Annotated in this window: 20 protein-coding genes and 2 pseudogenes; 15 read left to right on the top strand and 7 right to left on the bottom strand. The window is 56.3% G+C overall.

Annotated elements, in window-relative coordinates; genetic code table 11:
- Window positions 1-111: 111 nt before the first annotated feature.
- Complete coding sequence (locus ACJTMZ_RS14875) at window positions 112-699, top strand: Yip1 family protein (RefSeq protein ID WP_003859296.1); 588 nt, start codon at window positions 112-114, stop codon at window positions 697-699.
- A 167-nt stretch (window positions 700-866) separates the two neighbouring features.
- Window positions 867-1790: a D-alanyl-D-alanine endopeptidase gene (pbpG, locus tag ACJTMZ_RS14880; RefSeq protein ID WP_015572329.1), complete on the top strand. Its 924-nt coding sequence runs from the start codon at window positions 867-869 to the stop codon at window positions 1788-1790.
- Window positions 1791-1895: 105 nt separating this feature from the next.
- Here the strand turns inward: pbpG and ACJTMZ_RS14885 are convergent, their stop codons facing one another.
- Window positions 1896-2450, bottom strand: a complete 555-nt coding sequence (locus ACJTMZ_RS14885) for a GNAT family N-acetyltransferase (RefSeq protein ID WP_015572330.1) — start codon at window positions 2448-2450, stop codon at window positions 1896-1898.
- 102 nt (window positions 2451-2552) lie between these two features.
- Complete coding sequence (gene dld / locus ACJTMZ_RS14890; RefSeq protein ID WP_023295052.1) at window positions 2553-4310, bottom strand: D-lactate dehydrogenase; 1758 nt, start codon at window positions 4308-4310, stop codon at window positions 2553-2555.
- Between the two features lie 189 nt (window positions 4311-4499).
- Between dld and bglX the strand changes: the two genes are divergently transcribed.
- The 6 genes and pseudogenes from bglX (at window position 4500) to ACJTMZ_RS14920 (ending at window position 10798) form a co-directional block, all read left to right on the top strand.
- Window positions 4500-6797, top strand: a complete 2298-nt coding sequence (gene bglX / locus ACJTMZ_RS14895) for a beta-glucosidase BglX (protein ID WP_032654276.1) — start codon at window positions 4500-4502, stop codon at window positions 6795-6797.
- 136 nt (window positions 6798-6933) lie between these two features.
- Window positions 6934-7851: an ABC transporter substrate-binding protein gene (locus ACJTMZ_RS14900; RefSeq protein ID WP_015572333.1), complete on the top strand. Its 918-nt coding sequence runs from the start codon at window positions 6934-6936 to the stop codon at window positions 7849-7851.
- A 12-nt stretch (window positions 7852-7863) separates the two neighbouring features.
- Window positions 7864-9021, top strand: a complete 1158-nt coding sequence (locus ACJTMZ_RS14905; RefSeq protein WP_023295049.1) for an ABC transporter permease — start codon at window positions 7864-7866, stop codon at window positions 9019-9021.
- Window positions 9014-9559: pseudogene (locus ACJTMZ_RS14910) on the top strand (ATP-binding cassette domain-containing protein); the annotation flags it as partial. The gene ACJTMZ_RS14905 and the pseudogene ACJTMZ_RS14910, both read left to right, overlap by 8 nt.
- 32 nt (window positions 9560-9591) lie before the next feature.
- A pseudogene (locus ACJTMZ_RS14915) lies at window positions 9592-10077 on the top strand (ABC transporter ATP-binding protein); the annotation flags it as partial.
- A complete protein-coding gene (locus ACJTMZ_RS14920) occupies window positions 10061-10798 on the top strand; it encodes an ABC transporter permease (protein ID WP_017383373.1) in 738 nt (245 codons plus the stop codon). The pseudogene ACJTMZ_RS14915 and the gene ACJTMZ_RS14920, both read left to right, overlap by 17 nt.
- Here ACJTMZ_RS14920 and ACJTMZ_RS14925 read toward each other — a convergent pair.
- Both ACJTMZ_RS14925 and mlrA read right to left on the bottom strand, forming a co-directional pair.
- On the bottom strand, window positions 10773-10886 hold the full coding sequence (locus ACJTMZ_RS14925; protein ID WP_017383372.1) for a protein YohO: 114 nt from the start codon (window positions 10884-10886) through the stop codon (window positions 10773-10775). The genes ACJTMZ_RS14920 and ACJTMZ_RS14925 overlap by 26 nt on opposite strands.
- Before the next feature lie 69 nt (window positions 10887-10955).
- Window positions 10956-11696, bottom strand: coding sequence for an HTH-type transcriptional regulator MlrA (gene mlrA / locus ACJTMZ_RS14930; protein ID WP_017693055.1), 741 nt, complete (start codon window positions 11694-11696; stop codon window positions 10956-10958).
- Between the two features lie 218 nt (window positions 11697-11914).
- Here mlrA and ACJTMZ_RS14935 point away from each other — a divergent pair, with 218 nt between their 5' ends.
- The 3 genes from ACJTMZ_RS14935 to ACJTMZ_RS14945 are packed head-to-tail and all read left to right on the top strand — an operon-like array spanning window position 11915 to window position 14830.
- Complete coding sequence (locus ACJTMZ_RS14935; protein WP_017383370.1) at window positions 11915-13600, top strand: sensor histidine kinase; 1686 nt, start codon at window positions 11915-11917, stop codon at window positions 13598-13600.
- Entirely contained in the window at window positions 13594-14313 is a 720-nt protein-coding gene (btsR, locus tag ACJTMZ_RS14940; protein ID WP_015572336.1) for a two-component system response regulator BtsR, read from the top strand. Before ACJTMZ_RS14935 ends, btsR begins: the two co-directional genes overlap by 7 nt.
- Before the next feature lie 46 nt (window positions 14314-14359).
- Entirely contained in the window at window positions 14360-14830 is a 471-nt protein-coding gene (locus ACJTMZ_RS14945; RefSeq protein WP_015572337.1) for a DUF1456 family protein, read from the top strand.
- A gap of 108 nt (window positions 14831-14938) precedes the next feature.
- Here the strand turns inward: ACJTMZ_RS14945 and metG are convergent, their stop codons facing one another.
- Window positions 14939-16972 carry a methionine--tRNA ligase gene (metG, locus tag ACJTMZ_RS14950; RefSeq protein ID WP_015572338.1) on the bottom strand — a complete coding sequence of 678 codons (2034 nt, stop codon included), beginning with the start codon at window positions 16970-16972 and terminating at the stop codon, window positions 14939-14941.
- Window positions 16973-17109: 137 nt separating this feature from the next.
- Here metG and apbC point away from each other — a divergent pair, with 137 nt between their 5' ends.
- Entirely contained in the window at window positions 17110-18219 is a 1110-nt protein-coding gene (gene apbC / locus ACJTMZ_RS14955) for an iron-sulfur cluster carrier protein ApbC (protein ID WP_023295046.1), read from the top strand.
- Window positions 18220-18308: 89 nt separating this feature from the next.
- On the opposite strand, the gene ACJTMZ_RS14960 is transcribed toward apbC, so the two are convergent.
- Both ACJTMZ_RS14960 and ACJTMZ_RS14965 read right to left on the bottom strand, forming a co-directional pair.
- Window positions 18309-18788 (bottom strand): GNAT family N-acetyltransferase, encoded by a 480-nt coding sequence (locus ACJTMZ_RS14960; RefSeq protein ID WP_032654255.1) that lies wholly within the window; start codon window positions 18786-18788, stop codon window positions 18309-18311.
- A complete protein-coding gene (locus tag ACJTMZ_RS14965; protein WP_017383366.1) occupies window positions 18739-19071 on the bottom strand; it encodes an RcnB family protein in 333 nt (110 codons plus the stop codon). Before ACJTMZ_RS14965 ends, ACJTMZ_RS14960 begins: the two co-directional genes overlap by 50 nt.
- A gap of 482 nt (window positions 19072-19553) precedes the next feature.
- Here ACJTMZ_RS14965 and ACJTMZ_RS14970 point away from each other — a divergent pair, with 482 nt between their 5' ends.
- Genes ACJTMZ_RS14970 through ACJTMZ_RS14980 form a run of 3 tightly spaced genes read left to right on the top strand, consistent with a single transcriptional unit; the run spans window position 19554 to window position 23340 of the window.
- Complete coding sequence (locus ACJTMZ_RS14970) at window positions 19554-20693, top strand: polysaccharide export protein (protein WP_203435874.1); 1140 nt, start codon at window positions 19554-19556, stop codon at window positions 20691-20693.
- Entirely contained in the window at window positions 20693-21142 is a 450-nt protein-coding gene (locus ACJTMZ_RS14975) for a protein-tyrosine-phosphatase (RefSeq protein ID WP_017383364.1), read from the top strand. The genes ACJTMZ_RS14970 and ACJTMZ_RS14975 overlap by 1 nt, the downstream gene beginning before the upstream one ends.
- Window positions 21142-23340 (top strand): polysaccharide biosynthesis tyrosine autokinase, encoded by a 2199-nt coding sequence (locus ACJTMZ_RS14980; protein ID WP_048219772.1) that lies wholly within the window; start codon window positions 21142-21144, stop codon window positions 23338-23340. The genes ACJTMZ_RS14975 and ACJTMZ_RS14980 overlap by 1 nt, the downstream gene beginning before the upstream one ends.
- Window positions 23341-23372: the final 32 nt, after the last annotated feature.

The following is a 23372-nucleotide window of genomic DNA, read 5'->3' on the forward strand; positions in this document are numbered from 1 at the left end:
CCATCCATCAACCGCGCGGCAATCAACGGAAATTTCCCACTGTACATAAAATAATCTAAAGCCTGCATTATACTTAAGCTATCGCTGACGGGCCGACAACAAGGGGGCGTTATGAACCATGTCTGGGGACTTTTCTCCCATCCCGATCGTGAAATGCAGGTGATCCGTAACGAGAACGAAACGGTCGCGCATCACTATACCCACCATGTCCTGCTGATGGCAGCGGTGCCGGTGGTCTGCGCGTTTATTGGTACTACGCAGATAGGCTGGAACTTTGGTGACGGCACCGTGGTTCAGCTTTCCTGGTTTACCGGACTGTACCTGGCCATTCTGTTTTATGGCCTTATGCTGGCCGGGGTGGCGGTGATGGGGCGGGTCATCCACTGGATGGCGCGCAACTATCCGCAGCGCCCGTCGCTGGCACACTGTATGGTCTTCGCCGGATACGTCGCGACCCCGCTGTTTTTAAGCGGTATTGTCGCGCTCTATCCACTGGTCTGGCTGTGCGCGCTGATCGGTACGGTTGCCCTCTTTTACACCGGTTATCTGCTGTATGTAGGGGTGCCAACCTTCCTCAATATCAATAAAGAAGAGGGCCTGAGCTTCTCCAGCTCTACGCTTGCCATCGGCGTACTGGTCCTTGAGGCGCTACTGGCCCTGACAGTTATTCTTTGGGGTTATGGATACCGTCTCTTTTAAGTTCCCTGCATTGCTGGCGTAAATGCCAGCAATGCAGCATCTGGTTATGATTCTCCGCTGGCGACAACGCACGGTGACCGCTATGATGCCGAAGCCAGCCTGTGTTTATCCGTTGACACAGGCGGTGTACGTCATAACGTGCGTGAATCATTATCAGAAGTCTCATCATGCTGAAATTTCGAGTGTCACTCCTTAGTCTTGCGCTGCTGCTGGGCGTCTCCGCTACCGCGCCAGCCATCGCCAAAACGACCGCAGTCGCCACCGCTGCTGCGCAACCCCAGATTGCGTCCGGCAGCGCGATGATCGTTGACCTGAATACCAACAAGGTGATCTACGCCAGTCATCCGGATCTGGTGCGCCCGATCGCTTCCATAACCAAAGTCATGACCGCGATGGTGGTGCTTGATGCACGACTGCCGCTGGACGAAAAGCTGAAGGTGGATATCAGCCACACGCCAGAGATGAAAGGGATCTACTCTCGCGTGCGTCTGAACAGTGAAATCAGCCGTAAAAATATGCTGCTGCTGGCGCTGATGTCCTCTGAGAACCGCGCGGCGGCGAGCCTTGCCCACCATTATCCTGGTGGTTACGACGCGTTTATCCGCGCGATGAACGCCAAAGCCAAAGCGCTGGGGATGAAAAATACCCATTTCGTAGAGCCAACCGGTCTGTCGATTCATAACGTCTCGACGGCGCGTGATTTAACCAAGCTGCTGATCGCCAGTAAGCAATACCCGCTGATCGGTCAGCTCAGTACCACGCGTGAGGAGATGGCGACATTCTCGAACCCGGCGTATACGCTGCCGTTCCGCAACACTAACCATCTGGTGTATCGCGATAACTGGAATATTCAGTTAACCAAGACCGGATTCACTAATGCGGCAGGGCACTGCCTGGTGATGCGCACCGTGTTTAACGGTAAGCCAGTGGCGCTGGTGGTGATGGATGCCTTCGGCAAATATACCCACTTTGCGGACGCCAGCCGCCTGCGCACCTGGATTGAAACCGGGAAAGTGCAGCCGGTGCCGGCTTCAGCGCTGGCGTATAAAAAGCAGAAAGCGGAACAGATGGCGACGGCGCAGAACGACTGAGCCGCCTGTCTGTGCCGGGTGGCGGCTTCGCCTTACCCGGCCTACGGCCCTAAAGCGGCCCCGATACGTAGGCCCGGTAAGCGAAGCGCCACCGGGCGAAAGCGCCTACTCCGGCAGCGTCCAGTCACCATCGTTGAGTGGACGCTGCATGATCAACGTATCCCGCCAGTCGCCCTTCTTATACCCCACGCTGCGCAGTTGACCGACAACCTCGAAGCCATGTTTTTTATGCAGCCGTAACGATCCCGCATTATTGTTTCCGTCACCAACCACGGCAATCATCTGCCGCCAGGGTCCTTGTTCACAACGGGCGATCAGTGCCTGGAGTAAGGCCGAGCCAAACCCGCGCCCGGTAGTGCTGGCATCCACATAGATGGATTCCTCAAGGGTGTACCGGTAGGCCTGGCGTGGACGATAAAACGTGGCGTAGCAGTAGCCGACAACAATGCCGCGATACAGCGCAACCAGCCACGGTAAACCGCTGTCGGTCACGCTCTTCATCCGCTGACGCATCTCATCGACGGTGGGAGGAATTTCCTCGAAGGACGCACGGCCATGAAGCACATGCCAGGCGTATATCGCCGAGATGGCATGCGCATCGTCAGGAAGGGCGTCGCGCACCTCGATTTCAGTTTCGGGGAAAATTTCTACAGCCGACATGTTCTGCCCGCTCCATGTTTGGAAAGCCAGAAAAACGTTTCTCTGGCAACAGGCAGATACTCTAGTACGTTTGAGGAGGGCTTAACAATCTCTTAAATTTGGCTATAAGAGTTCATCAGAGGCTTGCGTATTGTGTTCCTCTGTTTCGGCACTCTCTTTCCAGTATTTCTTCCGCGTTGTCTTACCAATGCCCGGGTTCATACTGTTTGTAGGGTCATTTTTGCGATAAAACTGTTTAAGCGTCTCCGGCGCTTTGTACAGGTGTCCTACGTTGTGCTCGGCAGGATATTGCGCGCCACGCTCGTGCAGCAGCGCCAGCATCTGTTCTTTCAGCGCGTGTGCATCGACCCCTTTTTTGACGATGTAATCCTGATGGAAGACATAGCACATAAAGTGGCCGTAATAGAGCTTATGCACCAGCTTGCTGTCGATCTCCGGCGGCAGATGTTCAAACCACTCGGTATCGTTGCGACGCAGGGCGATATCCAGCGCCAGAATATCCTCCACCTCTTCGGAATGCACCGCCTGATAACGGATGGCAGCACCCGCCGCGGCGAAGCGGTGCAGGAAGGCTTTGCTGCCTTCTTCCGGCGTACAGGCAAAGAAATCCCCGTCGGCGGTTTTGAAGAATTCGGTGAGCCAGCTCTGCGCTTCGGCAATTCCGTCCCCGGCCATTTTCAGCAGCAGATGGTGCTCATACTTGTCGTGCCAGGTCTTCATCCGCTCCGGTAAATGCGCCGGGAAGACGTTACCCAGCTTCTGCATAAAGCGGTCGGTGAAGTGCGGTTTGAACAACGATACTTTCTCCAGCATCGCGTCGGTGCGGCCCTTCATAGTGAAGAAGAACGGCATTTTGTCGGTGCCGAGCTTGTCGATCATCAGGAAGGTATCTTTGCCGTAGCGCTCGGCGATGTCGTAAATGTCCCGGTGCATATACTCGCCCGCCACCGGCAGGTGAGTGAACTCGGCCAGAATATGACGACGGATCTCCGTCAGCACCTCCGGCTGATTGGTGCCGATGTAAAACACCTGCTGCTTTTTCTCTGCCGGGAAGGTATCGAGGCGCACCGCAAAAACGGCCAGCTTGCCCGCGCAGCCGGAGGATTCAAACAGGCGATCCGGATCGGCGTTATAGCGCGCCGGCGTATCGGCATTGATATCGCGCACGCGGGTGATGTAATCGTGGTCATGCGCGTGACGGCCATCGTGCTGAACGTCTTCGTCCTTTACGCGGTCATCGTCGAGTTTGCTGAGGATCTGCTCTGGCGTTACGCCCAGATCGATCCCCAGATGGTTAACCAGCGTCAGCTTGCCGTTTTCATCGATACGGGCGAACAGCGACATTTCCGTGTAAGCCGGGCCGCGCTGCACCAGCGAGCCGCCGGAGTTATTGCAGATCCCGCCGATCACCGAGGCGCCAATGCACGATGAGCCGATCACCGAGTGCGGTTCGCGTCCCAGCGGCTTAAGCGCTTTTTCCAGCGAGTAAAGCGTGGTGCCGGGGAAGGCGAGCACCTGTTCGCCCTTGTCCAGCAGGTGTAGTTTGTCGAGGCGCAGGGTGCTGATAATCACGATGTCACGATCGTAATCGTTGCCGTTCGGCGTGGAGCCTTCGGTCAGGCCGGTATTCGCAGCCTGCATTAAAATAATCTTGTCTGCCGCAACGCAGGCGCTGAGCACGCGCCACAGTTCGAGCAACGTACCGGGGAAGACTACCGCCAGCGCGTCGCCCTGGCCGGAGCGAAAGCCCTTACGATAGCGGGCGGTTTTGGCCGGGTCGGTAAGCAGGTGAGAGTGACCAACCAGGCGAGACAGTTCGTTAATAAATGTAGTGTTATCGTCAGTTCGAACAGAAGACATCTTCCACTCCTTGTGGTGGGGCAAATTTCTCGCTGTAAAGCATAGCGCGATTAGCCGTTGAGCGGTCGGGTATTCATGAGAAAAATCAGAGAATAACCCTGCAAGGTTTTCAGGCTTTATGGCACACTGCGCTTTTCGCACGGTCTGGCCGGGTGCTTCCCGCGGTTATTGATGAGAGAGAATAACAACATGAAATGGCTATGTTCTGTAGGTGTCGCCGTCAGCCTGGCGCTGCAACCTGCGCTGGCAGAGGATTTGTTTGGTAATCACCCGCTCACGCCCGAAGCCCGCGACGCCTTTGTCACGGATTTACTCAAAAAGATGACGGTCGATGAGAAAATCGGCCAGCTGCGCCTGATCAGCGTCGGTCCGGATAACCCGAAAGAAGCCATTCGCGAGATGATCAAAGACGGGCAGGTAGGGGCCATTTTTAACACCGTTACCCGCCAGGATATCCGCAAGATGCAGGATCAGGTGATGGAGCTGAGCCGCCTGAAAATTCCACTGTTCTTCGCTTATGACGTGGTGCACGGCCAGCGTACCGTCTTCCCGATTAGCCTCGGCTTAGCCTCCTCTTTTAATCTTGATGCGGTGAAAACCGTCGGGCGCGTTTCGGCATATGAAGCCGCAGACGACGGCCTGAATATGACCTGGGCGCCGATGGTTGACGTCTCCCGCGATCCGCGCTGGGGCCGCGCTTCGGAGGGCTTCGGTGAAGACACGTATTTAACCGCCACGATGGGCAAAACCATGGTGGAAGCGATGCAGGGCAAAAGCCCGGCAGATCGTTACTCGGTCATGACCAGCGTCAAGCACTTCGCCGCCTATGGCGCGGTGGAGGGCGGTAAAGAGTACAACACCGTCGACATGAGCCCACAGCGCCTGTTCAACGACTACATGCCGCCATACAAGGCAGGGCTGGACGCGGGCAGCGGGGCGGTGATGGTAGCGCTGAACTCTCTCAACGGCACGCCTGCCACCTCCGATTCGTGGCTGCTGAAAGACGTGTTGCGCGACCAGTGGGGCTTTAAGGGCATTACCGTCTCTGACCACGGCGCGATTAAAGAGCTGATTAAACACGGCACGGCGTCCGATCCGGAAGACGCGGTACGCGTGGCGCTCAAGTCCGGCATCAACATGAGCATGAGCGACGAGTACTACAGCAAATACCTGCCGGGGCTGGTGAAGAGCGGCAAAGTGACGATGGCAGAGCTGGACGACGCCGCTCGCCACGTGCTGAACGTGAAATATGACATGGGGCTGTTTAACGATCCTTACAGCCATCTGGGGCCGAAGGATTCAGACCCGGCGGACACTAACGCCGAAAGCCGTCTGCACCGTAAGGAAGCCCGGGAAGTAGCGCGCGAAAGCCTGGTGCTGCTGAAAAACCGTCTCGACACGCTGCCGCTGAAAAAATCCGGCACCATTGCCGTGGTTGGTCCGCTGGCCGACAGCAAGCGCGACGTCATGGGCAGCTGGTCCGCCGCAGGCGTGGCGGATCAGTCCGTTACCGTGCTGACCGGCATTAAGAGCGCCGTGGGTGATAATGCAAAAGTGGTTTACGCCAAAGGCGCGAACGTCACCAACGATAAAGACATCGTGACCTTCCTCAACCAGTACGAGGAAGCGGTGAAGGTGGATCCGCGCACGCCGAAAGAGATGATCGACGAAGCGGTGAACGCCGCGAAGCAGTCCGACGTGGTGGTCGCGGTGGTGGGTGAAGCGCAGGGGATGGCGCACGAAGCCTCCAGCCGTACCGACATTACCATCCCGCAAAGCCAGCGCGATCTGATCGCGGCCCTGAAAGCCACCGGCAAGCCGCTGGTGTTGGTGCTGATGAACGGGCGTCCGCTGGCGCTGGTGAAAGAAGACCAGCAGGCTGACGCCATTCTGGAAACCTGGTTCGCCGGTACCGAAGGCGGTAACGCCATTGCCGACGTGCTGTTTGGCGATTACAACCCGTCCGGCAAGCTGCCGATGTCCTTCCCGCGCTCCGTCGGGCAGATCCCGGTTTACTACAGCCACCTGAACACCGGTCGTCCGTATAACGCCGACAAGCCGAACAAGTACACGTCTCGTTATTTCGATGAGGCGAACGGCCCGCTGTATCCGTTTGGCTATGGCCTGAGCTACACCACCTTTAAGGTCTCTGACGTGAAAATGTCAGCGCCGACCCTGAAGCATGACGGCAAAGTGACCGCCAGCGTGGAGGTGACCAACAGCGGCAAACGCGAAGGCGCGACGGTGATCCAGATGTACATTCAGGATGTCACGGCCTCCATGAGCCGTCCGGTGAAACAGCTGCGCGGCTTCGAGAAGGTCAACCTGAAACCGGGCGAAACCAGAACGGTCAGCTTCCCGATTGACGTGAATGCGCTGAAGTTCTGGAACCAGCAGATGAAATACGATGCCGAGCCTGGCAAATTCAACGTCTTCATTGGCGTGGATTCCGCCCGCGTGAACAAAGCCGAATTCGAGCTGCAATAATCTTACCTTCCTCCCCATCCCCCGCCTGGCGGGGGATGCCTCTCATCTTGTACGAAAAACGGTTAAATTCGCTGTTTTAAGCTACGCTTTTGTCTCAAGCCTATGAAAAAGGCCACAAAATAATGAGGAAAGCAGAATGACGATTATTAAGGGGATAACAGGATCGGCGGTGCTTCTGGCGGCGCTAAGCCTGCCGCTACAGGCCGCAGAGCCGGTTAAGGTGGGTTCCAAAATTGATACCGAGGGCGCGTTGCTCGGCAATATCATTTTGCAGGTACTCGAAAGCCACGGCGTGAAAACGGTCAATAAAGTACAGCTTGGCACCACACCTGTCGTACGCGGTGCCATCACGTCCGGCGAGCTGGATATCTACCCGGAATACACCGGCAACGGGGCATTCTTCTTCAAGGATGAAAACGATCCGGCCTGGAAAAATGCCAAAGCCGGGTACGAAAAAGTCAAAAAGCTGGACGCGGAAAAAAATAAGCTGGTCTGGCTTACGCCGGCACCGGCCAACAACACCTGGACCATCGCGGTGCGTAAAGATATTGCCGAGAAAGGCAAGCTCACCTCGCTTGACGATCTCAGCCGCTACCTGAAAGAGAAGGGCGAGTTTAAGCTCGCGGCCTCGGCAGAGTTTATCGAACGCGCTGATGCCCTGCCAGCGTTTGAAAAAGCCTATGATTTCAAGCTCGATCAGTCCCAGTTGCTCTCGCTGGCGGGCGGCGACACGGCGGTGACCATTAAGGCGGCGGCGCAGCAAACCTCCGGCGTCAACGCGGCGATGGCCTACGGCACCGACGGCCCGGTCGCGGCGCTTGGTCTGCAAACCCTGACCGACCCGAAAGGCGTTCAGCCCATTTACGCCCCAACCCCGGTCGTGCGCGAGGCGGTGCTGAAAGCCTACCCGGATATTGCGGAATGGCTCAAACCGGTGTTTGAAAAACTGGATGCGAAAACGCTGCAACAGCTGAATGCCAGCATTGCCGTTGAGGGGCTGGATGCCAAAAAGGTGGCTGCCGACTTCCTGAAACAACAAGGGCTTGTGAAGTAACGGGACAAGGCTGTGCCAATAAAATGTTATAACCGCGTCCTGCTGCTGTTGGCCTGTGTGGCCATTGCGGCGGTCGCGTTACCCTTTGTAAATGTCGCGCCAAACCGTCTGGTGTCGGGCGAACCGCGCGCGCTCTGGCAGATCTGGTCATTTACGCCGCTACTGCTGGGCGCGGCGCTGGCGAGTACTGTAGCCTTAGCCTTCTGGCCAGGGCGAGCCGCCCTTTGGCTGACGCTTCTGCTCAGCGAAGCACTGTTTATCGTGCTGTTCTGGAGCGCGGGACAGGCGGCAACGCAGATGGCCTCGGTTGAAAGCCCGCTGGCGCGCACGTCGATTGGCAGCGGGCTGTGGCTGTGGCTGGCACTTTGTCTGCTGGTCTGTAGCGATGCCATTCGCCGTCTCACGCCGCTACCCGTCTGGCGCTGGCTGCTGAACGCGCAATTCTGGGTCATCCCTCTGCTGATCCTCTTCAGCGGCGATCTGAATCAACTCTCGCTGTTAAAAGAGTACGCCAACCGCCAGGAGGTGTTTGACAACGCGCTGGCGCAACATCTGACGATCCTGTTCGGGACGCTGATCCCGGCGCTGCTGCTGGGCGTGCCGCTGGGCATCGGGTGCTACCGGCATCCCAGCCGCCAGGGTGCCGTCTTTACCGTGCTCAACGTTATTCAGACCATCCCCTCCGTTGCCCTGTTTGGCCTGTTGATTGCCCCCCTGGCCGGTCTGGTGAAATCCTTCCCTGCGTTGGCCGCGGCAGGCATTGCCGGAACCGGGCTGACGCCTGCCCTTATCGCCCTTGTGCTGTATGCGCTGCTGCCGCTGGTGCGCGGCGTGGTGGCGGGGTTAAGCCAGGTTCCGCCTGACGTGCTGGAAAGCGCCCATGCGATGGGGATGAGTGCGCGCCAGTGTTTCTGGAAAATACAGCTGCCGCTTGCGCTTCCGCTGCTGGTTCGCAGCCTGCGGGTGGTGACGGTGCAAACCGTGGGGATGGCGGTGATTGCCGCGCTGATCGGGGCGGGAGGCTTTGGGGCACTGGTGTTCCAGGGGCTGCTGAGCAGCGCGCTGGATCTGGTGCTGCTGGGCGTTGTGCCCACGATTGCGCTGGCGGTCGTACTGGATGCCCTGTTTGCCCTGTGGCTCGCGCTGCTCAGGAGAAGAGCCAATGATTGAATTTCATGATGTGAGTAAAACCTTTGCGGGCCGTCCGGCGGCAAGCCACCTCAATCTGCATTTTGCCGAGGGGGCGTTCTCGGTATTGATCGGGACGTCGGGGTCGGGAAAATCGACGACGCTGAAGATGATCAACCGGCTGGTGGAACATGACAGCGGGACGATTCGCTTTGCCGGAGAGGAGAGCCGCAGCCTGCCGGTGCTGGAACTGCGGCGGCGTATGGGCTACGCCATTCAGTCCATCGGCCTGTTTCCCCACTGGACGGTGGCCCAGAACATTGCCACCGTGCTACAGCTGGAAAAATGGTCCCGGGGGAAGATCAATGAGCGTGTCGACGAGCTGATGGCGCTGCTGGGCCTGGACGCGTCGCTTCGCGACCGCTATCCGCACCAGCTTTCCGGCGGACAGCAGCAGCGGGTCGGGGTGGCGCGCGCGCTGGCCGCTAACCCGCAGGTGCTGCTGATGGATGAGCCCTTCGGCGCGCTGGATCCGGTCACCCGCGGCGCACTTCAGGCGGAGATGAGTCGCATCCACCGTATTCTAGGGCGCACCATCGTGCTGGTGACNTGCTGCTGATGGATGAGCCCTTCGGCGCGCTGGATCCGGTCACCCGCGGCGCACTTCAGGCGGAGATGAGTCGCATCCACCGTATTCTAGGGCGCACCATCGTGCTGGTGACGCATGATATCGACGAAGCGCTGCGGCTGGCCGATCGTCTGATACTGATGGATCACGGCGAAGTCGTCCAGCAGGGTACGCCGCTTGAGCTGTTAACCTCGCCGGCGAATGATTTTGTGCGTGAATTTTTTGGCCGCAGCGAGCTGGGCGTCAGGCTGCTCTCGCTACGCACCGTCAGGGACTATCTGCGTCCGCAGGATGCGCAAATCGGTGGTGAACCGCTGCACGATGGGATGAGCCTGCGCGATGCCCTGTCGGCGTTTGTCGCCCGGCAGTGCGAGGTGTTACCCGTTGCGGACGGGCAGGGGACGCCATGTGGGACGATCCATTTTCGCGATCTGCTGGCGGGGGAGGTGACGCGTGAAGTGGGTCCGTGATCCGTTACTCTGGCTGACAGGGCTGTTTATCGCCTTACTCTACCTGATGCCGCACAGCGCGGCGCTGTTTAATGCGCTTATCCCCGGGCTGCCGCGCCCGGTGTACCAGCAGGAGAGCTTTGTTAATCTCACCCTGGCGCACTTCTGGCTGGTGGCGGTGTCAAGCGTGATTGCCATCGTGCTGGGCACAGGCGCCGGGATTGCGGTGACGAGACCTGCGGGCAGGGAGTTTCGTCCGCTGGTGGAGACCATCGCCGCAACGGGGCAGACCTTCCCGCCGGTGGCCGTGCTGGCGATTGCCGTGCCGGCGATTGGTTTTGGGCAGGAGCCTGCCATCATTGCGCTGATTTTGTACGGCGTGTTGCCCATTCTGCAAGGGACGCTGGCGGGGATTGCGGCGGTGCCTGCATCGGTGCTGAGCGTAGCGGAAGGGATGGGGATGAGCGCCTGGCAGCGGCTGGTGAAGGTCGAACTGCCGCTGGCCGCACCGGTGATTATCGCTGGCGTGCGAACGTCCGTGATTATCAACATTGGTACGGCAACCATCGCCTCGACGGTCGGAGCCAATACGCTGGGAACGCCGATCATTATCGGGTTAAGCGGGTTTAATACGGCTTACATTATTCAGGGGGCGGTTCTGGTTGCGCTGGCGGCGATTGTGGTGGATCGCCTGTTTGAACGCCTGGCCGGATACCTCAGCCAACACCGCCGCGAACAATAAATGAATAACCTGCAAGCATAACGCCACCGATACCGCTGATGGCCATCAGTGCAAAGAGGGTAATTACGGCCAGTTTCGTTGCCTTCATCATGTGCTCCTGTTGTTAACGGAACAATTATACGGTGAAGCGCAGCTGTTAATGAACCATTAAATGCCGTTACGACGCATTTGGCCCCAGCGAGTAAACGGGATAACCATGTTCGCGCCATTCCGTCAGGAGCTGCTGCTGGGAAGCGGAGGGGACTTCGCCGCACCAGACCAGCAGCGTCTGTCCCTCAAACAGTTCCGGCCTGAGCTGGGCCAGGGAGTGGGCAAGCACGTCAACGCGCCAGCCCTGCTGGGTGGCAATCCAGGCTTCGAGCCACAGCCGGGTGGTATCGTGTACGTTCCAGCCGATCACCAGCGCATCTTTGCTGTTTTTATTCCGCGCTGAGGCAAGACAGACGGAAATATAGTTAATCAGCACGCCATCAAGCATGCTGAGCAGTGCCTGTAAGGTGGTTTGCTGACACTGAAGCCGACGCCGTAGGGGAATAAAAAGATGGGTGATCAGGGTTTGCGCCGGGTAGTCTCGACCCTGTTCTTTGATCCAGCCGCGCAGACGCTGCAAATTGCCACTCTGCAACAGCCTCAGCAGCGTTTCCTGCTGCTCGCGCCAGAGAAGCTGCGTATCTGGATCGTCCTGGCTCAGAAGCGATTTTACCTTGCCGACCTGTACGCCATTGTCGATCCAGCTTTTGATCTCGCGGATCCGGTCAATATCCGCATCGTTAAACAGGCGGTGCCCGCCGTCCGTTCTTTGCGGCTTAAGCAATCCATACCGTCGCTGCCACGCCCGTAGCGTAACGGGATTGATATCACACAGGAGTGCCACTTCACCTATTGTGTAAAGCGCCATTTTCGCCCCCAGGCTTGCGCGTCCCCAGCTTAACTGTAGACCCACTTTGCGGAACCAGGAAGATTTGATTCTTTTTTGTACAAATTATACGAAAGACAGGTTATCTCCGGCAAAAGGTGTGATGGCGGACACGATTTATCGCTTTTTTGGCACGTTTCAAAGAAAGTTAACCGCTATCAGTGTATGTTACGCGTTTTTAGAATGTGCGGTTTGTGAGTATGTACGAGTTTAATCTGGTGCTGCTGTTGCTTCAGCAGATGTGCGTGTTCCTTGTCATCGCCTGGTTGATGAGCAAAACGCGCCTGTTTATCCCGCTGATGCAGGTCACCGTCCGTCTGCCGCACAAATTCCTCTGCTACGTCGTATTTTCCATATTCTGCATTATGGGGACCTGGTTTGGTCTCCATATCGAAGATTCCATCGCCAATACGCGCGCCATCGGCGCGGTAATGGGCGGGCTGCTCGGAGGCCCGGTTGTCGGCGGTCTGGTGGGGTTAACCGGCGGCCTGCACCGCTATTCGATGGGCGGTATGACGGCGCTGAGCTGCATGATCTCCACCATCGTCGAAGGGCTGCTCGGTGGTCTCGTCCACAGCTATATGATTAAGCGCGGTCGCCCGGATAAAGTGTTCAGTCCCTTTACCGCAGGGGCGATTACCTTTGTGGCGGAAATGGCGCAGATGGCGATCATCCTGCTGATCGCGCGCCCGTTTGACGATGCGTTACATCTGGTCAGCAGCATTGCCGCACCGATGATGGTCACCAATACTGTAGGTGCGGCGCTGTTTATGCGCATTCTGCTCGACAAACGCGCCATGTTCGAAAAATACACCTCGGCATTTTCTGCCACCGCCTTAAAAGTTGCGGCGTCGACGGAAGGGATCCTGCGGCAGGGATTCAACGAGGAGAACAGTATGAAGGTGGCGCAGGTGCTGTATAAAGAGCTGGATATCGGAGCCGTGGCGATTACCGATCGCGAGAAGCTGCTGGCGTTTACCGGTACCGGCGACGACCACCATCTGCCGGGCAAACCGATCTCCTCGGCCTATACCCTGCGCGCTATTGAAACGGGTGAAGTGGTGTATGCCGACGGAAATGAAGTGCCGTACCGCTGTTCCCTGCATCCGCAGTGCAAACTCGGCTCTACGCTGGTCATTCCCCTGCGGGGTGAAAACCAGCGCGTCATGGGCACTATTAAGCTTTACGAAGCCAAAAACCGCCTGTTCAGCTCCATCAACCGCACGCTGGGGGAGGGGATCGCCCAGCTGCTTTCGGCGCAAATCCTGGCGGGGCAGTATGAACGGCAAAAAGCGCTGCTGACGCAGTCAGAAATTAAGCTCCTGCACGCTCAGGTGAACCCGCATTTCCTGTTTAACGCGCTCAACACGCTGAAAGCGGTGATCCGCCGCGACAGCGATCAGGCCGCGCAGCTGGTGCAATTTCTCTCGACCTTTTTCCGCAAAAATCTGAAGCGACCCTCGGAGATCGTCACCCTCGCGGACGAGATTGAGCATGTAAACGCCTATCTGCAAATTGAAAAAGCGCGCTTCCAGTCACGTTTACAGGTGTCGTTATCCGTCCCGGACGATCTGGCGTATCAGCATCTTCCGGCCTTTACCCTGCAACCGATTGTAGAAAATGCCATTAAGCATGGGACGTCGCAGCTGCTGGGAAGTGGAGAGATTATGATTTCCGCTTCCCGTTTTAACCACCATCTGGTGCTGGATATTGAAGACAACGCGGGGCTGTATGAAGCTTCCGCGTCAGGCGGTCTGGGCATGAGCCTGGTGGATAAACGCCTGCGCGCGCATTTTGGTGACGACTGCGGTATCACCGTCGCCTGTGAGCCAGACCGCTATACCCGAATTACCTTACGATTGCCGCTGGAGGAGAACGCATGTTAAGAGTGCTGATTGTCGATGATGAGCCGTTAGCACGGGAAAACCTGCGTGTTCTGTTGCAGGAGCAGAGTGATATCGAGGTTGTGGGGGAATGTGCCAATGCGATTGAAGGCATCGGTGCGGTGCATAAACTGCGCCCGGACGTGCTGTTCCTCGATATTCAGATGCCGCGCATCAGCGGGCTGGAGATGGTCGGCATGCTCGACCCGGAGCACCGTCCCTATATCGTCTTTCTGACGGCCTTTGATGAGTACGCGGTAAAGGCGTTTGAAGAGCACGCATTTGATTATCTGCTGAAGCCGATTGAAGAGAAACGCCTTGAAAAGACCCTGACCCGCCTGCATCAGGAGCGTACCGTGCAGGACGTGACGCTGCTGCCGGAGCATCAGCAGCCCCTGAAGTTTATACCCTGTACCGGGCACAGCCGGATTTACCTCCTGCAAATGGACGACGTTGCCTTTGTCAGCAGCCGTCTGAGCGGGGTATACGTCACCAGCGCTGAAGGTAACGAAGGCTTTACCGAGCTGACCCTGCGCACGCTGGAGAGTCGCACGCCGCTAATCCGCTGCCATCGTCAGTATCTGGTGAACATGGCGCACCTGAAGGAGATCCGTCTGGAAGATAACGGCCAGGCCGAGCTGGTGTTACGTGCCGGGCAAACCGTTCCCGTCAGTCGTCGCTACCTGAAAAGTTTGAAAGAGGCGATAGGGCTGTAAAACTGGTACACTGCGCGCCATTGCATCATCGACATTCGAAGGCTCTATGCTAAGTAACGATATTCTTCGTAGCCTGCGCTACACCCTGAAAGCGAACAATAATGACATGGTGCGCATTCTTGCGCTCTCCGACATGGAATCCACGTCCGCCGGGTTCGACACCTGGATGACTAAAGAAGATGAAGAGGGTTTTGTTCGCTGCCCGGACATTATTCTGTCGGGCTTTCTGAATGGCCTGATCTACGACAAGCGCGGCAAAGATGAATCTGCGCCTGAGCTGGCGCTGGAGCGTCGGGTGAATAACAACACGGTGCTGAAAAAGCTGCGTATTGCTTTCTCCCTGAAAACTGACGACATTCTGGCGATCATGACCGAGCAGAAATTTCGCGTGTCGATGCCGGAAATCACCGCCATGATGCGCGCGCCGGATCATAAGAATTACCGCGAGTGTGGGGATCAGTTTCTGCGTTATTTCCTGCGTGGGTTGACGCAGCGGGTGCATAACCAGAAGGGGTGATTTTAGCCGGATGGCGGCTTCGCCTGACCCGGCCTACAAAACCCGTAGGCCCGTGCAAGCGTAGCGCCGCCGGGCAAAAAAAAGCCGGATTCTCATCCGGCTTTTTTATTACTTCACCTGCTGACCCGGCTTCGCGCCTTCGTCAGGGCTTAACAGGAAGATATCTTTCCCGCCCGGGCCTGCGGCCATCACCATCCCCTCAGAGATGCCGAAGCGCATTTTGCGCGGCGCCAGGTTTGCCACCATCACGGTCTGACGACCAATCAGCACCTGCGGATCGGGATACGCGGAACGAATGCCGGAGAAGACGTTACGCTTCTCGCCGCCCAGATCCAGGGTCAGACGCAGCAGTTTGTCAGAACCTTCCACGAACTCCGCGTTTTCGATCAGCGCCACGCGCAGGTCGACTTTGGCGAAATCATCAAAGGTGATGGTCTCCTGAATCGGATCGTCCGCCAGCGGGCCGGTCACCGGTGCGGCGGCCGCTTTCACCTCTTCTTTGGATGCTTCCACCAGCGCGTCAACCTGCTTCATCTCGATGCGGTTATACAGCGCCTTGAAGGTGTTCACCTTGTGGCCGAGCAGCGGCTGCTGGATGGCATCCCAGGTCAGTTCGGTGTTCAGGAATGCTTCCGCGCGGGCTGCCAGCTGCGGCAGAACCGGCTTCAGCCAGGTCATCAGCACGCGGAACATGTTCAGACCCATGGTGCAGATCGCCTGCAAGTCGGCGTCGCGGCCTTCCTGTTTCGCCACCACCCACGGCGCCTGCTCGTCCACATAGCGGTTGGCCACGTCTGCCAGCGCCATGATTTCGCGAATGGCTTTACCGAATTCACGGCTTTCCCAGGCTTCGCCAACCGCAGCGGCGGCGTCGGTGAAGGTTTTATACAGTTCAGGATCGGCCAGTTCGGCAGAAAGCACGCCGTCAAAGCGTTTGGCGATAAAACCTGCGTTACGGGACGCCAGGTTCACCACCTTGTTGACGATGTCCGCGTTCACGCGCTGCACGAAATCTTCCAGATTCAGGTCGATATCGTCGATGCGGGAAGAGAGCTTCGCGGTGTAGTAGTAGCGCAGGCTGTCCGCGTCAAAGTGGTTCAGCCAGGTGCTGGCCTTAATAAACGTCCCGCGAGATTTAGACATCTTCGCGCCGTTCACCGTTACGTAGCCATGTACGAACAGGTTGGTCGGCTTGCGGAAGTTGCTGCCTTCCAGCATTGCTGGCCAGAACAGGCTGTGGAAGTAAACGATGTCTTTACCGATGAAGTGATACAGCTCGGCATCGGAATCTTTCTTCCAGTATTCGTCGAAGCTTACGGTGTCGCCGCGCTTGTCACACAGATTCTTGAACGACCCCATGTAGCCAATCGGCGCATCCAGCCAGACGTAAAAATATTTGCCCGGCGCGTTCGGGATTTCGAAGCCAAAGTAGGGCGCATCGCGGGAGATATCCCACTGTTGCAGACCGGATTCGAACCACTCCTGCATTTTGTTCGCGACCTGCTCCTGCAACGCACCGCTGCGGGTCCACGCCTTCAGCATTTCGCTGAACGACGGCAGGTCGAAGAAGAAGTGCTCGGAGTCACGCATCACCGGCGTCGCGCCGGAGACCACGGACTTCGGTTCGATAAGCTCGGTCGGGCTGTAGGTTGCGCCGCACACTTCGCAGTTATCGCCGTACTGGTCCGGGGATTTACATTTCGGACAGGTGCCTTTGACGAAACGGTCCGGCAGGAACATGCCTTTTTCCGGATCGTACAGCTGAGAGATGGTGCGGTTTTTAATGAAACCGTTCTCTTTCAGACGGGTGTAGATCAGCTCTGACAGCTCGCGGTTTTCGTCGCTGTGCGTGGAGTGATAGTTGTCATAGCTGATGTCAAAGCCAGCAAAATCGGTCTGATGCTCCTGACTCATTTCGGCGATCATCTGTTCCGGGGAAATGCCCAGCTGCTGCGCTTTCAGCATGATCGGCGTGCCGTGGGCATCGTCCGCACAGATGAAGTTCACCTCGTGGCCGCGCATTCGCTGGTAACGGACCCAGACATCAGCCTGGATATGCTCCAGCATGTGGCCGAGGTGGATTGAGCCGTTGGCGTACGGCAGGGCGCACGTTACCAGAATTTTTTTCGCGACTTGAGTCATAGTAGGCATTACTTCTTTTAACTGTGAAAAGGGTTTTCGATATTACCAAAAGGGGCATTATTAAGTAAGCACAAACCGCGGCCTTTCAGGTAAACTTGTTTGTCTAAGGTCTTATTCACAAGAACAAAGGAGTCGGGATGAGTTCTCAATCCCAGGCCAAATCACCGGAAGCCTTACGAGCAATGGTCGCCGGGACGCTGGCTAATTTTCAGCATCCAACCCTGAAGCACAATCTCACGACGTTGAAAGCGCTTCATCACGTCGCATGGCTGGACGATACGCTGCACATTGAGCTACAGATGCCGTTCGTCTGGACCAGCGCCTTTGATGCCCTGAAAGAGCAAACCAGCTCTGAGCTGCTGCGCATTACCGGCGCAAATGCAATTGACTGGAAGCTAAGCCACAGCATCGCCACGCTCAAGCGCGTGAAAAATCAGCCGGGCGTTAACGGCGTGAAGAACATCATCGCCGTCAGCTCGGGCAAGGGCGGGGTGGGTAAATCGTCGACCGCCGTGAACCTGGCGCTTGCGCTGGCGGCTGAAGGGGCGAAAGTCGGCATTCTGGATGCGGATATCTACGGCCCGTCCATTCCAAACATGCTGGGGGCGGAAAACCAGCGTCCAACTTCGCCGGACGGCACCCACATGGCGCCAATCGTGGCGCACGGTCTGGCGACCAACTCCATTGGTTACCTGGTCACGGACGATAACGCAATGGTCTGGCGTGGCCCGATGGCCAGCAAGGCGCTGCTGCAAATGTTGCAGGAGACAATGTGGCCTGACCTCGATTATCTGGTACTGGACATGCCGCCGGGCACCGGTGATATCCAGCTGACGCTGGCGCAGAACATTCCGGTTACCGGCGCCGTCGTGGTCACCACGCCGCAGGATATCGCGCTGATCGACGCCAAAAAAGGCATCGTCATGTTCGAGAAGGTGGAGGTGCCGGTACTGGGTATCGTCGAGAACATGAGCATGCACATTTGCAGCAACTGCGGGCACCATGAGCCTATCTTTGGTACCGGTGGCGCCGAAAAGCTGGCGGCGCAATACCACACGCAACTGCTGGGGCAACTGCCGCTGCATATCACACTGCGTGAAGATCTGGATAGCGGTAAGCCAACGGTGGTCAGCCGTCCGGATAGCGAATTCACGGAAATCTATCGTCAGCTGGCGGGGCGCGTTGCGGCGCAGCTTTACTGGCAGGGCGAAGTCATTCCGGGGGAAATCGCCTTCCGCGCGGTGTAACGCCTCTGCGCGTTAGTGCCGGGTGGCGGCTTCGCCTTACCCGGCCTGGCTCGATTTTGTAGGTCAGGTAAGCGTAGCGCCACCTGACTTTACCCAAGCCGATAGTGCATCAAATAATACTCTCCGTCCGGAGAATCTCCCGTCGCCTCAATGTGCCAGCCGTGGCGCTGGTAAAACGCAACCGCCCGCTCATTCTTCACCAGACACTTGAGTGAACCCGTGCTGGTAAACGTCTTCTGCACGTGTTCAAGCAACACATGTCCGACGCCCAGGCTCTGATAGTTCGGATCGACAAACAGGTTGTGCAGAAAATTATCGTTCGTCGAGACTGAGGCAAAGCCAAGTCGGTGCCCATCCTGCTCCGCCACCCAAATCCCTTCGTCCAGGGTTGCCGCGTCAAAATCTTCAAGCTGCCACGCAGAACTGTCCAGCCACGGCCAGGCTTCACGTCGGGCGTGAAGGAAGAGCGTGCGCAGGAAAGGGCGATCGCTCTCCTGCCACGGACGGATTAGGATCGTATCAGCGGTGATAGAAAATATCTCCGTTATAGGCTTTGTAGATTTTGCCATCGGCATCGCCAATCAGAACATAATTCTCACCCATGTAGGTCCAGTGTGTGCCGGCATCGGGCGCGGGAAGGTTACGCAGCTGGTACTGTTTGATGGTGTACTCAGGCGTCTGATACTGCGCGGGCGCGGTGTCGCCGATTTTAAACTTCGTAAAATCGGCAATAAACTCTTGCTCTTCATAGGCCTTGATGCCGGAAGGCGCTGTCGATGTTTGCGGTGCAGCGTGCGCGGCCCCCGCCAGTGACAGTAATACACCCAGAAGCAACAATTTACGCTTAGCCATTTTTTCTCCAGTCATATCGTTACTGATACTTTTTGTGTGCAGATCCGCTAACGGATGGCAGACAGTTCATTTTAAGTATCCTCACAGGGTGAGTTTGCAAAAAATGTAACAAAAGTGCACGGTTTTGTGTAGTCGCAACCGTCATTAATTATTACTTCGACGAATAAATATGAGCTTATACAGATAACATAATTATTGGTTTATTAATTAATTCTGAAAAAACATTTTCAAGGCAAATTTACTAAGATTCAGGCATGCATTCAACAAATAGAACATTTAAGATTGCCTGAAACCCTCTTTCCGAAAGCCTGATTAAGACAATGCAGGGCTGTAAAGTCTGCCCAAAGGAATGTCGTGTGGTTTTATAAATACTCTTTGTGTTTCTGTTAATTCATTGAATAACAGCAACTTGTGCTTGAGTGAAATGTTACTGTTTTATCCTGTATACGATAATCACTACTATAAAAGATATTATGTAATAAATGAAAAACACAACAGTTGTATCGATATTATTTTTAATTATTACCTCCTTATCTGGCTGCGTATTTTACCCTGGCCAGCATCTCGATCTCGCTGGGAAAAAGATAATTGCCGCAGAAGATGCAAATGATCGTCTTGAGAAACGGATTGATGTTTATCCTCTTACGCCTTCGTTAATTGAAAAAATGCGACCATCGGTTTTGAAATCTCAGGCAAATCCTAATCTGGATGAACAGGTCAAAAACTGGGAATACCGTATCGGCGTTGGGGATATTCTAACCGTCACCGTCTGGGATCACCCTGAACTGACAACCCCGGCAGGGCAGTATCGTAGCGCCAGTGACACCGGTAATTGGGTCAATGCCGACGGCACGCTTTTCTATCCCTATGTCGGTAAATTGCCGGTGGCTGGCAAAACGGTCGCACGGGTACGCGAGGAGATCACGGCCCGGCTGAACAATGTTATTGAAAGCCCGCAGGTGGATGTCAGCGTCGCCTCTTTTCGCTCACAAAAAGCCTATGTGACGGGCGAGGTGGTGAAGTCAGGGCAGCAGGCTATTACCAATATCCCGTTAACGGTCATGGATGCCGTGAACGCCGCTGGGGGGCTCTCTGCCGACGCGGACTGGCGCAATGTCGTGCTGACGCATAATGGGAAGGACACGCGCCTCTCGCTATATGCGCTGATGCAGCATGGCGATCTCACGCAAAATAAGCTGCTCTATCCCGGCGATATTCTGTTTGTCCCCCGCAACGATGCGCTGAAAGTGTTCGTCATGGGCGAGGTCGTTAAACAGAGCACGCTGAAAATGGATCGCAGCGGCATGACCCTGGCCGAAGCGCTGGGCAATGCCGGCGGGCTGAACCAGAATATGGCCGATGCCACCGGAATTTTTGTCATTCGTTCGCTGCCGAAAAGCGAGCGTTCAGAAAAAATTGCCAACCTCTACCAGCTCAATGCTCAGGACGCATCAGCCATGGTGTTAGGCACCGAGTTTCAGCTTGAGCCCTATGACATTGTCTATGTCACCACTGCACCACTGTCCCGCTGGAATCGTGTGATATCACAGCTTGTTCCGACCATCAGCGGGATGCATGACCTTACCGAAACGGTTCGTTACATCAGATCGTGGCCGCAATAATGTTCAAATCAATACTCGTGGTTTGCACCGGAAATGTCTGCCGTTCTCCGATTGGGGAGCGGCTTTTGCGCCAGCACCTGCCCGACAGATATATCGCCTCGGCGGGCATATTCGGGCTTGAAGGGTGCCCGGCGGATGACAGCGCCCAGGACGTAGCCTGGCGGCATGGGATTTCCCTCGACGGTCATGTGGCGCGCAGGCTGACACGCAATTTGATGCAGGGATCCGATCTTATCCTGGTTATGGAGCCGGAACATCTTCGCTTCATTGCGGCCATGGCGCCGGAGATTCGAGGAAAGTCGCTGCTTTTTGGGCAATGGCTGGAGCCGCAGGAGATCCCCGATCCCTACCGTCAAAGCCGGGAAGCGTTTGAATATGTGTTTGGGCTATTGGGTAAAGCCAGTCAGGAATGGGCACGTCGTTTAGGTCAGAAAGGAATGAAGCATTAATGTCGTCTTACACAACAGACAATTATGGTGCAGCGGCACCCCAACAACATGAAGTCGATCTCGTTCGTTTGCTCGTCGAGATGATCGACCACCGCACGATGATTCTGTGCGTGACGTTCCTGTTCATCATGTGCGCCGGTCTCTATGCCTGGATTGCGCCACCTGTTTATCAGGCGGATGCCATGGTGCAAATTGAAAACAAACACGATAACAACCTGCTCAAAGGTTTGAGCCAGCTGGGCACCGATGTGTCGCCGGATGTTGCCCCTGAAATTTTACTGCTGAAATCCCGCATGATCCTCGGCGAGACCGTTGACAAATTAGCTCTGACACAGCAGGCAAAGCAGCGCGTTTTGCCTGTGGTGGGGCGTCTCTGGCAGCGTCTGCAAGGGCGTGAGCAGGGCAAAATCACGTTAGGCGAACTCCAGATCCCGCAGGTGGAAGGCAAAGCGCAAGAGCTCACGCTGACCGTACAGGAAGCGGGAAAATATCACCTGACGGGCGAAAACATTGAGGCCGACGGCCAGGTTGGGAAAACGCTGGTTACGCAAGGGATCGTTCTGCTGGTGACGTCGATTGAGGCTGAGCCAGGCACGCAATTTTCGCTTAAGTCGTTGACGCGGCTTGAGACGATCAACGCGCTTAAGAAGCGTCTCACGGTTGCAGAATCGGAGAAACAGAGCGGTATCGTTACCTTAACCCTGACGGGCGAAGACCCTGACAGCATCGCCCGGGTGCTGAATGCAATTGCTGAAAATTATCTCCAGCAAAATATCGCGCGCCAGGAGGCTCAGGATTCTCGTAGTCTGGATTTTTTACAGGCGCAGTTGCCGAAAATCAGCGCGGACCTTGATCAGGCAGAAGCGCGGCTGAATGCCTACCGGGCGCAGCGAGACTCGGTGGACCTGTCTCTGGAGGCAAAATCTGTCCTGGATCAGGTTGTTAACGTTGAGAATCAGCTAAATGAGCTGACGTTCCGGGAGGCAGAGATCTCCCAGCTCTTTAAAAAAAGTCACCCTACCTATCGTGCATTGCATGAAAAGAGACAGACCCTTGAGCGGGAACGGGAGCGTCTCAATAACCGTGTGTCAGCTATGCCCTCCACGCAGCAGGAGATTTTACGCCTGAGCCGCGATGTTGAGTCGGGTCGCACGATTTATTTACAGCTATTGACGCGCCAGCAGGAGCTGAATATTTCCCGCTCCAGCGCTGTCGGGAACGTGAGGATCATTGATGAGGCTGTTACGCTGCCGGACCCGATAAAGCCGCGTAAAGCGTTAATCATCGTTCTTGGCGCGCTGTTCGGGCTAATGCTCTCAATGGGGACCGTGCTGGTACGTCAGGCGTTCAAACGTGGGATCACGCTTTCCGAACAGCTGGAAGCGCAGGGGATGCCGGTTCTGGCTACGTTGCCACGTTCACAGTGGCTGTGGAGTAAAACGCAGTTGCGCAGAAAAAATCCGTTTTCTCGTCGCTGGAAACACAAAACCTCGGATGTGCCTTTCCTGCCCGTCGATCGCCCTGCTGATATGTTTGTTGAAGCGGTGCGCGGGCTGCGGACCAGTCTGCATTTCACCATGATGGAGGCTGAGAACCGCATTGTGATGATTTCTGGCCCCACGCAGGACTGCGGAAAAACGCTGGTGGCGACGAATCTGGCGGCCATCGCCGGGCAGAGCGGTCAGCGGGTGCTGTTTATTGATGCGGATATGCGCCAGGGCTATGTTCATAATATTTTTGGTCTGGAGAACCGCCACGGATTGTCCTGCCTGCTCGAAGGGAAACGCGACTTAGCGGAGGTCATTCAGCATGCTGAAAAAGGGGGAATTGACGTCATCACCTGCGGCCCGGAACCCCTGCGCCCGTTAGAATTGCTGTTAAGCGAACGATTCCTTTCCGTCATGTCCTGGGTTAACGAGCAATATGACATTGTCATCATTGATACTCCGCCGGTCCTGGCCGTCACCGATGCCGCGCTGGTCGCCAGAGCAGCCGGAACAACGCTAATGGTTGCCCGTTTCGATAAAACCAGCGTGAAAGAGATGGAGAATACCGTTAAACGGTTACAGCACGTTGGCGTGAAGGTCAGCGGCACAATCCTCAACGATATTGTTAAATCCGCAGCGCTGTATTACAGCTCGGGGTACAGCCAGTATGAATACGGCTATGCTTCGAGGAAAAAAGGGGAAAGGCGTTAGCGCGGGAAAAACAATCCCTCTCCCGGGTGGGA

The sequence above is a fragment of the Enterobacter sp. DN genome, from assembly GCF_046054285.1.
GTDB lineage: Bacteria > Pseudomonadota > Gammaproteobacteria > Enterobacterales > Enterobacteriaceae > Enterobacter > Enterobacter hormaechei_C.

Bases quoted from the DNA above. Each gene is read 5' to 3' on its own strand.
- ACJTMZ_RS14925 (WP_017383372.1), bottom strand. From the start codon at position 10,886: ATGAAGGCAACGAAACTGGCCGTAATTACCCTCTTTGCACTGATGGCC.
- mlrA (WP_017693055.1), bottom strand. From the start codon at position 11,696: ATGGCGCTTTACACAATAGGTGAAGTGGCACTCCTGTGTGATATCAAT.
- metG (WP_015572338.1), bottom strand. From the start codon at position 16,972: ATGACTCAAGTCGCGAAAAAAATTCTGGTAACGTGCGCCCTGCCGTAC.
- ACJTMZ_RS14935 (WP_017383370.1), top strand. From the start codon at position 11,915: ATGTACGAGTTTAATCTGGTGCTGCTGTTGCTTCAGCAGATGTGCGTG.
- ACJTMZ_RS14900 (WP_015572333.1), top strand. From the start codon at position 6,934: ATGACGATTATTAAGGGGATAACAGGATCGGCGGTGCTTCTGGCGGCG.
- pbpG (WP_015572329.1), top strand. From the start codon at position 867: ATGCTGAAATTTCGAGTGTCACTCCTTAGTCTTGCGCTGCTGCTGGGC.
- bglX (WP_032654276.1), top strand. From the start codon at position 4,500: ATGAAATGGCTATGTTCTGTAGGTGTCGCCGTCAGCCTGGCGCTGCAA.
- btsR (WP_015572336.1), top strand. From the start codon at position 13,594: ATGTTAAGAGTGCTGATTGTCGATGATGAGCCGTTAGCACGGGAAAAC.
- ACJTMZ_RS14975 (WP_017383364.1), top strand. From the start codon at position 20,693: ATGTTCAAATCAATACTCGTGGTTTGCACCGGAAATGTCTGCCGTTCT.
- ACJTMZ_RS14960 (WP_032654255.1), bottom strand. From the start codon at position 18,788: ATGGCAAAATCTACAAAGCCTATAACGGAGATATTTTCTATCACCGCT.
- ACJTMZ_RS14945 (WP_015572337.1), top strand. From the start codon at position 14,360: ATGCTAAGTAACGATATTCTTCGTAGCCTGCGCTACACCCTGAAAGCG.
- ACJTMZ_RS14970 (WP_203435874.1), top strand. From the start codon at position 19,554: ATGAAAAACACAACAGTTGTATCGATATTATTTTTAATTATTACCTCC.
- ACJTMZ_RS14885 (WP_015572330.1), bottom strand. From the start codon at position 2,450: ATGTCGGCTGTAGAAATTTTCCCCGAAACTGAAATCGAGGTGCGCGAC.
- ACJTMZ_RS14980 (WP_048219772.1), top strand. From the start codon at position 21,142: ATGTCGTCTTACACAACAGACAATTATGGTGCAGCGGCACCCCAACAA.
- apbC (WP_023295046.1), top strand. From the start codon at position 17,110: ATGAGTTCTCAATCCCAGGCCAAATCACCGGAAGCCTTACGAGCAATG.
- ACJTMZ_RS14875 (WP_003859296.1), top strand. From the start codon at position 112: ATGAACCATGTCTGGGGACTTTTCTCCCATCCCGATCGTGAAATGCAG.
- ACJTMZ_RS14965 (WP_017383366.1), bottom strand. From the start codon at position 19,071: ATGGCTAAGCGTAAATTGTTGCTTCTGGGTGTATTACTGTCACTGGCG.
- dld (WP_023295052.1), bottom strand. From the start codon at position 4,310: ATGTCTTCTGTTCGAACTGACGATAACACTACATTTATTAACGAACTG.